This window comes from Halomonas salipaludis (assembly GCF_002286975.1).
Lineage (GTDB): Bacteria > Pseudomonadota > Gammaproteobacteria > Pseudomonadales > Halomonadaceae > Franzmannia > Franzmannia salipaludis.
Genome location: NZ_NSKB01000006.1, coordinates 104,932 through 117,659 on the forward strand (window position 1 = coordinate 104,932; position 12,728 = coordinate 117,659).

The 12,728-nt window shown below is 66.6% G+C and carries 11 protein-coding genes; 7 read left to right on the forward strand and 4 right to left on the reverse strand.

Annotation, left to right across the window (positions count from 1 at the left end; genetic code table 11):
• The first annotated feature begins 249 nt into the window (after positions 1-249).
• From CK498_RS16090 to prpF, 5 genes are all read left to right on the forward strand, one after another.
• Complete coding sequence (locus CK498_RS16090; RefSeq protein WP_095621876.1) at positions 250-963, forward strand: GntR family transcriptional regulator; 714 nt, start codon at positions 250-252, stop codon at positions 961-963.
• A gap of 38 nt (positions 964-1,001) precedes the next feature.
• Positions 1,002-1,889 (forward strand): methylisocitrate lyase, encoded by an 888-nt coding sequence (gene prpB / locus CK498_RS16095; RefSeq protein ID WP_095621877.1) that lies wholly within the window; start codon positions 1,002-1,004, stop codon positions 1,887-1,889.
• An 86-nt stretch (positions 1,890-1,975) separates the two neighbouring features.
• Entirely contained in the window at positions 1,976-3,103 is a 1,128-nt protein-coding gene (gene prpC / locus CK498_RS16100; protein WP_095621878.1) for a bifunctional 2-methylcitrate synthase/citrate synthase, read from the forward strand.
• Between the two features lie 24 nt (positions 3,104-3,127).
• Positions 3,128-5,761, forward strand: coding sequence for a Fe/S-dependent 2-methylisocitrate dehydratase AcnD (gene acnD / locus CK498_RS16105; protein WP_095621879.1), 2,634 nt, complete (start codon positions 3,128-3,130; stop codon positions 5,759-5,761).
• Positions 5,758-6,951, forward strand: coding sequence for a 2-methylaconitate cis-trans isomerase PrpF (gene prpF, locus CK498_RS16110; RefSeq protein ID WP_095621880.1), 1,194 nt, complete (start codon positions 5,758-5,760; stop codon positions 6,949-6,951). The genes acnD and prpF overlap by 4 nt, the downstream gene beginning before the upstream one ends.
• Here prpF and CK498_RS16115 read toward each other — a convergent pair.
• On the reverse strand, positions 6,948-7,355 hold the full coding sequence (locus tag CK498_RS16115; RefSeq protein WP_095621881.1) for a YciI family protein: 408 nt from the start codon (positions 7,353-7,355) through the stop codon (positions 6,948-6,950). The two genes, prpF and CK498_RS16115, sit on opposite strands and share 4 nt — an antisense overlap.
• A gap of 75 nt (positions 7,356-7,430) precedes the next feature.
• On the reverse strand, positions 7,431-7,880 hold the full coding sequence (gene soxR / locus CK498_RS16120) for a redox-sensitive transcriptional activator SoxR (RefSeq protein WP_095621882.1): 450 nt from the start codon (positions 7,878-7,880) through the stop codon (positions 7,431-7,433).
• Between the two features lie 69 nt (positions 7,881-7,949).
• Between soxR and CK498_RS16125 the strand changes: the two genes are divergently transcribed.
• The gene (locus CK498_RS16125; RefSeq protein ID WP_095621883.1) at positions 7,950-9,836 is read left to right on the forward strand and encodes an ABC transporter ATP-binding protein; all 1,887 of its coding nucleotides are present in this window, start codon (positions 7,950-7,952) and stop codon (positions 9,834-9,836) included.
• Here the strand turns inward: CK498_RS16125 and CK498_RS16130 are convergent.
• On the reverse strand, positions 9,808-10,194 hold the full coding sequence (locus tag CK498_RS16130; RefSeq protein ID WP_095621884.1) for a RidA family protein: 387 nt from the start codon (positions 10,192-10,194) through the stop codon (positions 9,808-9,810). The genes CK498_RS16125 and CK498_RS16130 overlap by 29 nt on opposite strands.
• A gap of 64 nt (positions 10,195-10,258) precedes the next feature.
• Positions 10,259-11,236, reverse strand: a complete 978-nt coding sequence (locus CK498_RS16135; RefSeq protein ID WP_095621885.1) for a LysR family transcriptional regulator — start codon at positions 11,234-11,236, stop codon at positions 10,259-10,261.
• A gap of 308 nt (positions 11,237-11,544) precedes the next feature.
• Here CK498_RS16135 and CK498_RS16140 point away from each other — a divergent pair, with 308 nt between their 5' ends.
• A complete protein-coding gene (locus CK498_RS16140; protein WP_324615546.1) occupies positions 11,545-12,687 on the forward strand; it encodes an efflux RND transporter periplasmic adaptor subunit in 1,143 nt (380 codons plus the stop codon).
• The last annotated feature ends 41 nt before the right edge of the window (positions 12,688-12,728 follow it).

Here is a 12,728-nt window from a genome sequence, read left to right on the forward strand (position 1 = left end):
CTTTCCTCAACGAGCGCCTCATTCTAGGCGTCGCCCCGGCGTTTGTCTCATCTGCCGTGGAGGCGTAGGCGACGGCCTATCAACGGCTTATGCTAAAATAGCATCATTGTTGACAATGTCTTGGTGGGTAGACAGCGTGACGGTCGGGCCCTACGCCCAAAGGCGTAGGCCATGCAGCGTAGCCGGTGCTTGATTCCTCGGCGACGGCTGGGTAGAGTGCCTTTAGATCCCAATTGTCGACAATTAATCATGAATCAAGCCACACCAGAACTGAATACGCCAGAAGTCCGCACCCTTGCCGAGCGGGTCTTCAACCAGCTGCAGGAGGCCATCGTGCGCGGTGACCTGGCGCCGGGCGCCAAGATCACCGAGCCGGGCCTGTCCAAGACCTACGGCATCTCCCGTGGACCGCTGCGCGAGGCGATGCGCCGCCTCGAGGTGCACCGCCTGATCGAGCGGGTGCCCCACGTCGGCGCGCGGGTGGTCAAGCTGTCGATGAAGGAACTGCTCGAGCTGTTCGACGTGCGCGAGGCGCTGGAGAGCATGGCCGCCAGGCTTGCCGCCGAGCACATGACCGCCGAGGAGATCGCCGGGCTGCGCGAGGTGCTGGCGCTGCACGAGCGCCAGGCCGACCTCAAGCGCGGCGAAGCCTACTTCCAGCGCGAGGGCGATCTGGACTTTCACTATCGCATCGTCCAGGGCAGCCACAATCGCATGCTGATGACGATCCTCTGCGACGACCTCTACTACCTGGTGCGCCTCTACCGAACCCAGTTCAGTGCCAGCGGCTCGCGGCCGCAGCGCGCCTTCGTCGAGCACCACCGCATCGTCGACGCCATTGAGAGCGGCGACGCCGAGCTCGCCGAGCTGCTGATGCGCCGCCACGTCAGCGCCTCGCGGGCCAACGTCGCCGAGCGCTACGCCGCGGTGCTCGAGCAGGAAGCCGGCCAGCCGGCGTCGTAACCACTGTCATTACACCGCCACCTTACAAGGAGAGCCCCATGAGCCATGCCACTCCCGGTGCCCGCTTTCGCGCCGCGCTCAACGCCAACCAGCCACTGCCCATCGTCGGCACCATCAACGCCTATACCGCGCTGATGGCCGAGCGGGTCGGGCACCAGGCGATCTACCTCTCCGGCGGCGGGGTGGCCAACGCCTCCTTCGGCCTGCCCGACCTGGGCATGACCACCATGAACGACGTGGTCGAAGACGCCCACCGCATCACCGGCGCCAGCGAGCTGCCGCTGCTGGTGGATATCGACACCGGCTGGGGCGGTGCCTTCAATATCTCGCGTACGGTCAAGGAGATGCAGCGCGCCGGGGTGGCCGCCGTGCACCTCGAGGACCAGGTGGCCCAGAAACGCTGCGGGCATCGCCCCAACAAGGCGATCGTCAGCCAGGCGGAGATGGTCGATCGCATCAAGGCCGCCGCCGACGCGCGCATCGACCCGGAGTTCTTCCTCATTGCGCGCACCGACGCCTTTCAGATGGAGGGGCTGGATGCCGCCATCGAGCGTGCCAATGCCTGCGTCGAGGCCGGCGCCGATGCGATCTTCGCCGAGGCAGTGCACAGCCTCGACGACTACCAGGCGTTCTGCGAGCGGGTCGATGCACCGATCCTGGCCAATATCACCGAGTTCGGCGCCACACCGCTGTTCACCCAGCAGGAGCTCTCCGAGGTGGGCTGCCAGATGGTGCTCTATCCGCTCTCGGCGTTCCGCGCCATGAACGCCGCGGCGCTCAAGGTCTACCAGAGCATCCACGCCAACGGCCACCAGCGCGACGTGGTCGAGCTGATGCAGACCCGCGACGAGCTCTACGACTTCCTCAATTACCACGACTTCGAGCGCAAGCTGGATGCGCTATTCGTGCAGGAGAACAAGGCCTAGTTTGCGCAGCATGTAACGGCAACGCATACCCCATAACAATATCCAATATTCACCGGCCCGTGCGGCTTGGGAGAAGGAGACACGTCATGGCAGATAAACCAACACCAGGCGCCGGCTTGCGTGGCCAGAGCGCTGGCAGCACGGCGCTGTGCACCGTGGGCCAGAGCGGTTCGGGGCTGACCTACCGCGGCTACGATATCGCCGAGCTGGCCGACAAGGCGCGCTTCGAAGAGGTCGCCTACCTGCTGCTCAAGGGCAAGCTGCCCACCCAGGCCGAGCTCGACGCCTACATCACCAAGATCAAGGGCCTGCGCGGCCTGCCGGCGCCGCTGCGCGCGGTGCTCGAGCAGATTTCCGCCGATGCCCACCCGATGGACGTGATGCGCACCGGTGCCTCGATGCTCGGCAACCTCGAGACCGAGGAGCGCTTCGACGAGCAGCAGGACGCCGCCGACCGCCTGCTGGCGGTGCTGCCGTCGATCATCTGCTACTGGTACCGCTACTCCCACGACGGCGTGCGCATCGATACCGAGACCGACGACGATTCGGTGGGCGGCCACTTCCTGCACCTGCTGCGCGACGCGGTGCCCAGCGAGCTGCACGCCCAGGTGATGAGCGTGTCGCTGATCCTCTATGCCGAGCACGAGTTCAACGCCTCGACCTTTACTGCGCGGGTGTGCGCCTCGACGCTCTCCGACATGCACTCCTGCGTGACCGGCGCCATCGGCTCCCTGCGCGGCCCGCTGCACGGCGGCGCCAACGAGGCGGCGATGGCGATGATCGAGCACTGGCGCTCCGCCGACGAGGCCGAGCGCGAGATTCTCGGCATGCTCGAGCGTAAAGAGAAGATCATGGGCTTCGGTCACGCCATCTACCGCGAGTCCGACCCGCGCAACGCGATCATCAAGAAATGGTCCAAGCGGTTGGCGGACGACGTCGGCGACAGCGTGCTCTACCCGGTCTCGGAGCGGGTAGAGGCGGTGATGTGGCGCGAGAAGAAGCTGTTCTGCAACGCCGACTTCTTCCACGCCAGCGCCTATCACTTCATGGATATCCCGACCAAGCTGTTCACGCCGATCTTCGTCTGCTCGCGGGTCACCGGCTGGTGCGCCCACGTCTTCGAGCAGCGCGACAACAATCGCATCATTCGCCCAAGCGCTGACTATGTGGGACCGGACGCCCGCGGCTGGCTGCCTATCGAGCAGCGTGACTGAGCCCACTGACCACGGGGTGAGACCATGAATACCGACTACCGCAAGCCGCTTCCCGGCACCGAGCTCGACTACTTCGATGCGCGGGCCGCGGTCGAGGACCTCGCCCCCGGCGCCTACGCCGGGCTGCCCTACACCTCGCGGGTGCTGGCCGAGCAGCTGGTACGACGCTGCGACCCGGCGCTGCTCAGCGATGCGCTGCGCCAGCTGATCGAGCGCAAGCGCGACCTCGACTTCCCCTGGTACCCGGCGCGGGTGGTGTGTCACGACATCCTTGGCCAGACTGCGCTGGTGGACCTGGCCGGCCTGCGCGACGCGATTGCCGAGCAGGGCGGCGACCCGGCCAAGGTCAACCCGGTGGTGCCCACCCAGCTGATCGTCGACCACTCGCTGGCGGTGGAGCACGCCGGCTTCGAGGCGGACGCCTTCGACAAGAACCGCCAGGTGGAGGATCGCCGCAATGACGACCGCTTCCACTTCATCAACTGGACCAAGACCGCGTTCGAGAACGTCGACGTGATCCCGCCCGGCAATGGCATCATGCACCAGATCAACCTGGAGAAGATGTCGCCAGTGGTGCAGGTCCAGCCCGATGCCAGCGGCCAGCGGGTCGCCTTTCCGGATACCTGCGTGGGCACCGACAGCCACACGCCGATGACCGACGCCCTGGGGGTGATCTCGGTGGGGGTAGGCGGCCTGGAGGCGGAGAGCGTGATGCTCGGCCGCGCCTCGATGATGCGCCTGCCGGACATCGTCGGCGTGGAGCTGAGCGGCAAGCTGCAGCCCGGCGTGACCGGCACCGACATGGTGCTGGCGATCACCGAGTTCCTGCGCCGCGAGCGGGTGGTGGGGGCCTACCTGGAGTTCTACGGCGAGGGTGCAGAGGCACTGAGTATCGGCGACCGCGCCACCATCTCCAACATGACCCCGGAGTATGGCGCCACCGCGGCGATGTTCTACATCGACGACCAGACCATCGATTACCTGCGGCTCACCGGCCGCGACGACGAGCAGGTGGCGCTGGTCGAGACCTACGCCAGGCACACCGGGCTGTGGGCCGATAGCCTCGCCGAGGTCGAGTACGAGCGCGTGCTGCGCTTCGATCTCTCCAGCGTGACCCGTACCCTGGCCGGGCCCTCCAATCCCCACGCCCACCTGCCTACCAGCGAACTCGCCAAGCGCGGTGTGGCGGTGGGGCTCGACGCCGCCCGCGCCGAGGAGCAGGCCGGCAAGCTGCCGGATGGCGCGGTGATCATCGCCGCCATCACCAGCTGCACCAACACCTCCAACCCGCGCAACATGGTGGCGGCGGGGCTGATCGCGCGCAACGCCAATCGCCTTGGCCTGATCCGCAAGCCGTGGGTGAAGTCGTCGCTGGCGCCGGGCTCCAAGACGGTCAAGATGTACCTCGAAGAGGCCGATCTGATGGGCGAGCTGGAGAATCTGGGCTTCGGCGTGGTGGGTTATGCCTGCACCACTTGCAACGGCATGTCCGGCGCGCTGGACCCGGTCATCCAGCAGGAGATCGTCGAGCGCGACCTCTACTCGGTGGCGGTGCTGTCGGGTAACCGCAACTTCGACGGCCGCATTCATCCCTATGCCAAGCAGGCCTTCCTGGCCTCGCCGCCGCTGGTGGTGGCCTACGCCATCGCCGGTACCATCCGCTTCGATATCGAGAAGGACGCCCTGGGCGTCGACGCCGACGGCAATCCGGTGACGCTCAAGGATATCTGGCCCGACGACGCCGAGATCGACGCCATCGTCAAGCGCGCGGTCAAGCCGGAGCAGTTCCGCCAGACCTATATCCCGATGTTCGACCTGGACAAGAGCGCGGCGGCCAGGACCGAGCCGCTCTACGCCTGGCGTCCGCAGAGCACCTACATCCGCCGTCCGCCCTATTGGGAGGGCAAGATGTCCGCCGAGCGCAGCCTCAAGGGCATGCGCCCGCTGGCGATCCTGCCCGACAACATCACCACCGACCACCTGTCGCCGTCGAATGCCATCCAGCTCGATAGCGCGGCGGGGGAGTACCTGGACAAGATGGGTGTGCCGGAGGAGGACTTCAATTCCTACGCCACCCACCGCGGCGACCACCTCACCGCCCAGCGCGCCACCCTGGCCAACCCCAAGCTGTTCAACGAGATGGTGCGCGACGCCGCGGGCAAGGTGCGCCAGGGCTCGCTGGCGCGGATCGAGCCAGAGGGCAAGGTGACGCGCATGTGGGAGGCCATCGAGACCTACATGGCGCGCAGGCAGCCGTTGATCATCATCGCCGGCGCCGACTACGGCCAGGGTTCGTCGCGGGACTGGGCGGCCAAGGGCGTGGCGCTGGCTGGCGTGGAGGCGATCGTCGCCGAGGGTTTCGAGCGCATCCACCGCACTAACCTGGTCGGCATGGGCGTGATGCCGCTGCAGTTCGAGCCGGGCACCACCCGCCACACCCTCGAACTCGACGGCACCGAGGTGTATGACGTCGAGGGCTCGGCGGCGCCACAGGCGACGCTGACCCTGGTGATCCAGCGTGCCAGCGGCGAGAGTCTGCGGGTGCCGGTGATCTGCCGCCTGGACACCGAGGAGGAGCTGACCATCTACACCGCCGGCGGCGTGCTGCAGCGCTTCGCCCAGGACTTCCTCGAATCCAGCGCGGGGGCCAGCGCATGAGCCATACGCCGCAGATCCGCATTGCCGCGACCTATATGCGCGGCGGCACCAGCAAGGGGGTGTTCTTCCGCCTCGCCGACCTGCCACCCGCGGCCCAGGTGCCCGGGCCGGCCCGCGATGCACTGCTGCTGCGGGTGCTGGGCAGCCCCGACCCGTATCAAAAGCAGGTCGACGGCATGGGCGGGGCGACCTCCAGCACCAGCAAGGCGGTGATCCTGTCGCCGAGCGCGAGCCCCGATCACGATGTCGATTACCTGTTCGGCCAGGTCTCCATCGACACGCCGTTCGTCGACTGGAGCGGCAACTGCGGCAACCTCTCCGCCGCGGTGGGGCCGTTCGCCATCGCCAACGGCCTGGTCGACCCGGCGCGGATTCCCGCCGACGGAGTGGTAGAGGTGCGCATCTGGCAGGCCAATATCGAGAAGACCATCGTCTCGCGGGTGCCGATCACCAACGGCCAGGTGCAGGAGACCGGCGACTTCGAACTCGACGGGGTGACCTTCCCGGCGGCGGAAGTGCCGGTGGCCTTCATGAACCCCGCCGACGGCGAGGGCGCGCTGTTCCCCACCGGCAACCTGGTCGATGAGCTGGAGGTGCCCGCCGAGGTGGTGGCGGGCGGACGCCTCAAGGCGACCCTGATCAACGCCGGCATTCCGACCATCTTCGTCAACGCCGCCGATCTCGGTTACACCGGCACCGAGCTGCAGGAGGCGATCAACGGCGACCCGGCGGCACTGTTGCGCTTCGAGACGCTGCGCGCCCACGGCGCGCTGCGCATGGGCCTGATCAAGGACGTCAGTGAGGCGGGTAGCCGCCAGCACACGCCTAAGGTGGCCTTCGTGGCACCGCCGTCGGGCTATACGGCCTCCAGCGGCCGGCAGGTGGCGGCCGAAGAGATCGACCTGCTGGTGCGGGCGCTCTCGATGGGCAAGCTGCACCACGCCATGATGGGCACCGCGGCGGTGGCCATCGCCGCCGCCGCGGCGATCCCCGGCACCCTGGTCAACCTGGCCGCTGGCGGCGCCGAGCGCGATTCGGTGTGCTTCGGCCATCCCTCGGGCACGCTGCGGGTCGGCGCCAAGGCGAGCCGGGCGGGAGACGACTGGCAGGTCGAGCAGGTCACCATGAGCCGCAGCGCCCGGGTGCTGATGGAGGGCTGGGTCAGGGTACCGGGTGAGGTGGCGGGTTAAACCGTGCCTAGCGCCCGGAAGCGCTGTATCCCTTCGCCGGGCGCGAAATCTTCCAGTTCGAACAGCTGGCGCACCTCGATCTCGGCGTTGCCCCCTGGGCCGCCGGGATTGGGGAAGCGCCGCGTCCACTCCAGCGCCTCCTCGCGTGAGGCGACCTTGATCAGGGTGTAGCCGGCAATCAGCTCCTTGGCCTCGCTGAAGGGGCCGTCGGTGAGCAGCTGCTCGCCGTCTCGGTACTCGATGCGCCAGCCCTTGGCGCTGGGCTGCAGGCCCGAGGCGTCGAGCAGGGCGCCGGCGTTGGCCAGCTGCTCGTGGAACTCGGCCATGGCGGCAACCATGCTGTCCTCCGGCATGGCGCCGGCCTCGCTCTCCTGGCTGGCCTTGACGATGATCATGAAACGCATGCGATCTCTCCTCGCTGGTGGGTACCCCCGTGTGTCGAACCTGGCCTTGTCGATTCGACAGCCTGCTGTGAGGTTTCAGCCCGGTTCCAGCAGGCGCGCCCCGCAGCCCTGCTCGGCAAGGGTGTCGCGAGGGTTGCGCAGCGGGCAGTCGTCCATCGACAGGCAGCCGCAGCCGATGCAGTGGTCGAGCTGGTCGCGCAGCTGGGTCAGACAGCGAATGCGTTCATCGAGAGTTTCCCGCCAGTTGGCCGAGAGGCGCTGCCAGTCGGCGGCGCTGGGGGCACGGTGGTCGGGCAGGGTGGCGAAGGCCTCACCCACCTCGGCAAGTGAGATGCCGGTGCGCTGGGCGACCTTGATGATCGCCACCCGGCGCAGCACGTCGCGGGTGAAGCGGCGCTGATTGCCGGCGTTGCGGCGGCTGGCGATCAGCCCCTTGGCTTCGTAGAAGTGAATGGCGGAGACGGCCACGCCGCTGCGCGCCGCGACCTCGCCGACACTGAGTTCACGTGGGATGCTACGGGACATGCGATTTTCCTTGACCTGTAGTTTACTTGAGGTTTTACCCTGCTGGTCGCCTCAACACAAGGTGATGACATGTTCCGATTCTTCGAAAATCTGGTGAACCCCTATCCGCCTGGTGTGCCCGAGACGCCGCCCCGCGGGCTGGGTGCCTTCATACTGCACTTCTCGCGGCCGGTGCTGCCGCTGCTGATCGTGATGTCGCTGCTCACCGCGCTGGTGTCGGCGGTCGAGGTGCTGTTCTTCAGCTACATGGGCGACCTGGTCGACTGGTTGGCAGCCGCAGAGCGCGAGGGCTTCTTCGCTGAATATGGCTGGCGCCTGGCCGGCATGGCGGCGTTGGTGGTGGTCGGCCTGCCGCTGCTGACCCTGCTGCAGTCGCTGATCACCCACCAGAGCATCTTCGGCAACTACCCGATGATCGGCCGCTGGCTGGCGCACCGCCATATGCTCGGCCAGAGCATGGCCTTCTATCAGGACGAGTTCGCCGGTCGGGTCTCGCAGAAGGTGATGCAGACGGCGCTGGCGATTCGCGAGACGGTGATGAAGCTGATGGACCTGCTGGTCTATGTGATCGTCTACTTCATCGGCGCCATGCTGCTGATGGGCAACGCCGAGCCGTGGCTGATGCTGCCGCTGGTGGCCTGGCTGGTCGGCTATATCGCGATCATGAGGGTGTTCGTGCCGCGCCTGCGCCAGGTCTCCATGGAGCAGGCCGACGCCCGCGCACGGATGACCGGGCGCATCGTCGACAGCTACAGCAATATCCAGACCATCAAGCTGTTTGCCGATACCCAGCGCGAGCAGCACTACGCCCGCGATGCCATGGAGGGCTTCATGGCCACGGTGCACCGTCAGATGCGCCTGGCCACCAAGCTGACGGTGAGCCTGACGCTACTCAACTCGCTGCTGCTGGCCGGGGTCGCGACCATCGCCATCGGCGCCTGGTACCTGGAGGCGGTTTCGCTGGGGGTGATTGCGGTGGCCATCGCGCTGGTGATGCGCATCCGCTTCATGTCCAACTGGATCCTGTGGGAGGTGGCGGGGCTGTTCGAGAATATCGGCACGGTGCAGGACGGCATCAATACCATCGCCCGTGAACCCGAGGTCAAGGATGCGCCGGGCGCCCGGCCGCTCGAGGTGTCGCAGGGCGAGATTCGCTTCGATGCGCTGCGCTTCGGCTATGCGCGGCCGGACGGCGAGGCCCAGCGGGTCTTCGACGGCATGAGCCTGACCATTGCGCCGGGGGAGAAGGTCGGGGTGATTGGCCGCTCCGGCGCCGGCAAGTCGACCCTGGCCAACCTGCTGCTGCGCTTCTACGACCTGGAGGGGGGCCGCATCCTGATCGACGACCAGGATATTGGCGCGGTCACCCAGTCATCGCTGCGCCAGCAGATCGGCATGGTGACCCAGGACACCTCGCTGCTGCATCGCTCTCTGCGCGACAACATTCGCTACGGCAGCCCGCATGCCAGCGAGGCCCAGGTGCTGGAGGCAGTGCGCCGCGCCCATGCCGACAGCTTCATCGATGACCTGGTCGACGTGCAGGGCCGGCGCGGATTGGATGCCCACGTCGGCGAGCGCGGGGTCAAGCTCTCGGGCGGGCAGCGCCAGCGCATTGCGATTGCTCGGGTACTGCTCAAGAATGCGCCGATCCTGGTGCTCGACGAGGCGACCTCGGCGTTGGATTCCGAGGTCGAGGCGGCGATTCAGGAGCAGCTCTACACCCTGATGCAGGGCAAGACGGTGATCGCCATCGCCCATCGCCTCTCGACCATCGCCATGCTCGACCGGCTGGTGGTGATCGATGAGGGGCGCATCGTCGAGACCGGCACCCACCAGGAGCTGCTCGACATGAACGGGCTCTATGCTGCCCTGTGGCGGCGTCAGTCGGGGGGCTTTCTGGGCGTCGACGTCAACGGCGAACCTGCCGTTACTTCGGTCGGCGCGCCATCAGCGTGATTTCGATCCGGCAGCCGCCGAACAGCTTGGGTGACTCGGTGCAGGTGCGCGCCGGATAGTTCGGCCCCTCGAAGAACTCCGCGTAGATGCTGTCCATCTCGCTGATCTCGTCGAGGTCGGCGAGGTGGAGATCAACCCTCACCACGTCTCTCATATGCACGTTGACCATATCCAGCATGCGCTCGAGCTCGCGCATGATGCGGTGGGTTTCTTCCTTGATATTGCCGATATCGCCCTCGGTGCCGTGGATATCCGCGGCGGTCAGGCCGGAGACGAAGGCGTAGCGGTCGTCCAGCACGATATGGCTACCGGGGAAGTGCGGGCTGGGCAGGGTGGGGTCGTTGTGGTGCTCGAGCATGGGATCTCCGTATCGAATCAGCCCCCTGTCTGACTCGTTCGGGGCCGCGAGGGTTCCTGTCGGATCAGGCGGTCTCTGCCGTGGCCGGTGCCGGCGCTTCGGTCTCGGGATACGCCGGGGGATGCCATAGCTCGGAAGTTGGCATGTTCTCGATCTGCATGCGTTCGACGACGAAGTCGACGAAGGTGCGCACCTTGGGAGAGATGAGACGCCCGCCGGGAAAGACCGCATTGAGCTCTACCTCGGGGCCCTCCCACCCCTCGAGCACGCGGCGCAGCCGCTGCTCTTCCGGCCCCAGGCAGGCGACGATCTCGCTGGCCAGCATCACGCCTTGCCCCTCGACCAGCAGCCCGCGCAGCACGAAGGGGTCGTTGGCGATGGCAATCGGGTCGATCTCTACTTCCACCTGACGCGTTCCATTGCGTAACTGCCACAGGCAGCGCTGGCCGCGTTGGTCGGTGGACTTGGCCAGTGCCGGGTGGTGGGCCAGGTCCGCCGGCTCACTGGGCTCGCCATGCATGGCGATATAGTGGTCGCTGGCGTACACGAACGAGCGGAAGCGCGCCAAGGGACGGGCGACAAGGGTCGAGTCCGGCAGTGGGCCGACCCGCAGTGCCACGTCGATCTGGTTGGAGACCAAGTCGAGGCGATCATTGGAGAGTACTAGCTCGATCCTGACGGCGGGATGGCGCACGCGAAATTCCCGCACCAGATCCGAGGTGAACTCGGTACACATGGTGAAGGGGGCGGTGACTCGTAGCCAGCCACGTGGGCTGTCCTCCAGGCGCTGGACGGCGCTCTCGGCTTCGCCAAGATCCTGGGCGATGCGATTGCAGTAGTCGAAGTAGACCGCACCGGCCTCGGTGAGGCTCAGGTTGCGTGTGGTGCGATTCAGCAGGCGGGCGCCCAGACGCTGCTCGAGCCCCTGGATCTTGCGGCTCACCGTTGTCTTGGAAAGATGCAGCTGCTTGGCCGCAGCGATAAAACTGCCTTGTTCCACCACCTTGGCGAAGATCAAGGCGTCGTTGAGATCCTGCAACATTGTCGTTGTCCTGTGTGGTGCTCGAGGAATGCCTGCTCGCTGACTGTCCCGTCAACGGGACAGTATTTCCCTGGTAGCCCGACTAATCAAGTTGTCAATAGGGCTTTATGGTGTCGCATTGCGATAGGTTGCCGCGCGTCGATTCCCCGTCACATCAATCGACTGGTTAGCGTCCACGGCAACTCAACTGCCAGGTCCGACGAGCGTTGTCGGTGCATTTCGCTTTTCCGAGTCGATAGAGGTCACTTATGAACGTCCACGAGATGTTCCTTTCCTCGGGTCTCGCCAGACGCCTTATGGTTACCGCCATGGCGGTGGGACTCGTACTCCTGGCCGGCTGTGACAGCCAGGCCGACAATGCGCAGCAGGCGCCGCCTCCGCCCCAGGTCAGCGTGGCCGATGTGGTGGTCGAGAGCGTGCGCTTCTGGGACGAATTCACCGGCCGCATCGAGGCGGTGGAGACGGTGGAGCTACGTCCGCGGGTGACCGGATATATCGACAGCATTCACTACACCGAGGGCCAGAGTGTCGAGGCGGGGGAGGTGCTGTTCGTGATCGACCAGCGTCCCTACCAGGCCGCGCTGGCGCTGGCAGAGGCCGACCTGGAGCGGGCGCGTGCCCGCGCCGAGCTTGCCCGCAGCGAGGCCGCCAGGGCGGAGACCCTGGCGCAGACCCGGGCCATCTCCCGCGAGGAGCTGGACCAGCGTCGGGCGGCGGCGGCCCAGTCCAATGCCGAGGTCCTTGCGGCGCGGGCGGCGCTCGACACGGCGAGCCTGAACATGGCGTTTACCGAGGTCCGCGCGCCGATTTCCGGGCGCACCGGCCGGGCCCTGGTAACCGTCGGCAATCTGGTCTCCGAGGCCACGCCGCTGACCAGCATCGTCTCGCTGGATCAGGTCCACGTGTACTTCTATAGCGACGAGCGGGCCTATCTGAACTACGACGCCATGGCCCGCAGCGGCGAGCGCGCGAGCTCCCGCGACGAGCGCACGCCGGTCCGCGTGGGGCTGGCCAGCGATGAGAGCTATCCGTATCAGGGCGAGGTGGACTTCGTCGACAACCGGCTGGACGCCGCCGCGGGCACCATCCTGATGCGGGCCGTGCTCGACAACAGCGAGGGGCGCTTCGCGCCGGGCATGTTTGCTCGGGTACAGCTGCTCGGCAGCGGCTCGCAGCAGGCCATCCTCATCGACGACAAGGCGGTGCTCACCGACCAGGACCGCAAGTATGTCTATGTGGTCGACGACGAGGGTATTGCGCAGCGCCGAGACGTGCAGCTGGGCCGCATGGCCGAGGGGCTGAGGGTCGTCGCGTCCGGTCTCGAGTCCGGCGACCGGGTGGTGGTGCGCGGTACCCAGCGGATCTTCTTCCCGGGCATGGAAGTGGCAGCCGAAAGCGTCGACATGCGTGGGCCAACCGCCGGCGGCACGGAGCTCGCCGCCACGCGCTGAGCGTTACCACTTCAGTGCCAACCATAACCCCTGAACGATGC

Excerpts from the sequence above, each read along its gene's own strand:
- CK498_RS16090 (WP_095621876.1), top strand. The coding sequence starts at position 250 with ATGAATCAAGCCACACCAGAACTGAATACGCCAGAAGTCCGCACCCTT.
- prpB (WP_095621877.1), top strand. The coding sequence starts at position 1,002 with ATGAGCCATGCCACTCCCGGTGCCCGCTTTCGCGCCGCGCTCAACGCC.
- prpC (WP_095621878.1), top strand. The coding sequence starts at position 1,976 with ATGGCAGATAAACCAACACCAGGCGCCGGCTTGCGTGGCCAGAGCGCT.
- acnD (WP_095621879.1), top strand. The coding sequence starts at position 3,128 with ATGAATACCGACTACCGCAAGCCGCTTCCCGGCACCGAGCTCGACTAC.
- prpF (WP_095621880.1), top strand. The coding sequence starts at position 5,758 with ATGAGCCATACGCCGCAGATCCGCATTGCCGCGACCTATATGCGCGGC.
- CK498_RS16115 (WP_095621881.1), bottom strand. The coding sequence starts at position 7,355 with ATGCGTTTCATGATCATCGTCAAGGCCAGCCAGGAGAGCGAGGCCGGC.
- soxR (WP_095621882.1), bottom strand. The coding sequence starts at position 7,880 with ATGTCCCGTAGCATCCCACGTGAACTCAGTGTCGGCGAGGTCGCGGCG.
- CK498_RS16125 (WP_095621883.1), top strand. The coding sequence starts at position 7,950 with ATGTTCCGATTCTTCGAAAATCTGGTGAACCCCTATCCGCCTGGTGTG.
- CK498_RS16130 (WP_095621884.1), bottom strand. The coding sequence starts at position 10,194 with ATGCTCGAGCACCACAACGACCCCACCCTGCCCAGCCCGCACTTCCCC.
- CK498_RS16135 (WP_095621885.1), bottom strand. The coding sequence starts at position 11,236 with ATGTTGCAGGATCTCAACGACGCCTTGATCTTCGCCAAGGTGGTGGAA.
- CK498_RS16140 (WP_324615546.1), top strand. The coding sequence starts at position 11,545 with ATGGCGGTGGGACTCGTACTCCTGGCCGGCTGTGACAGCCAGGCCGAC.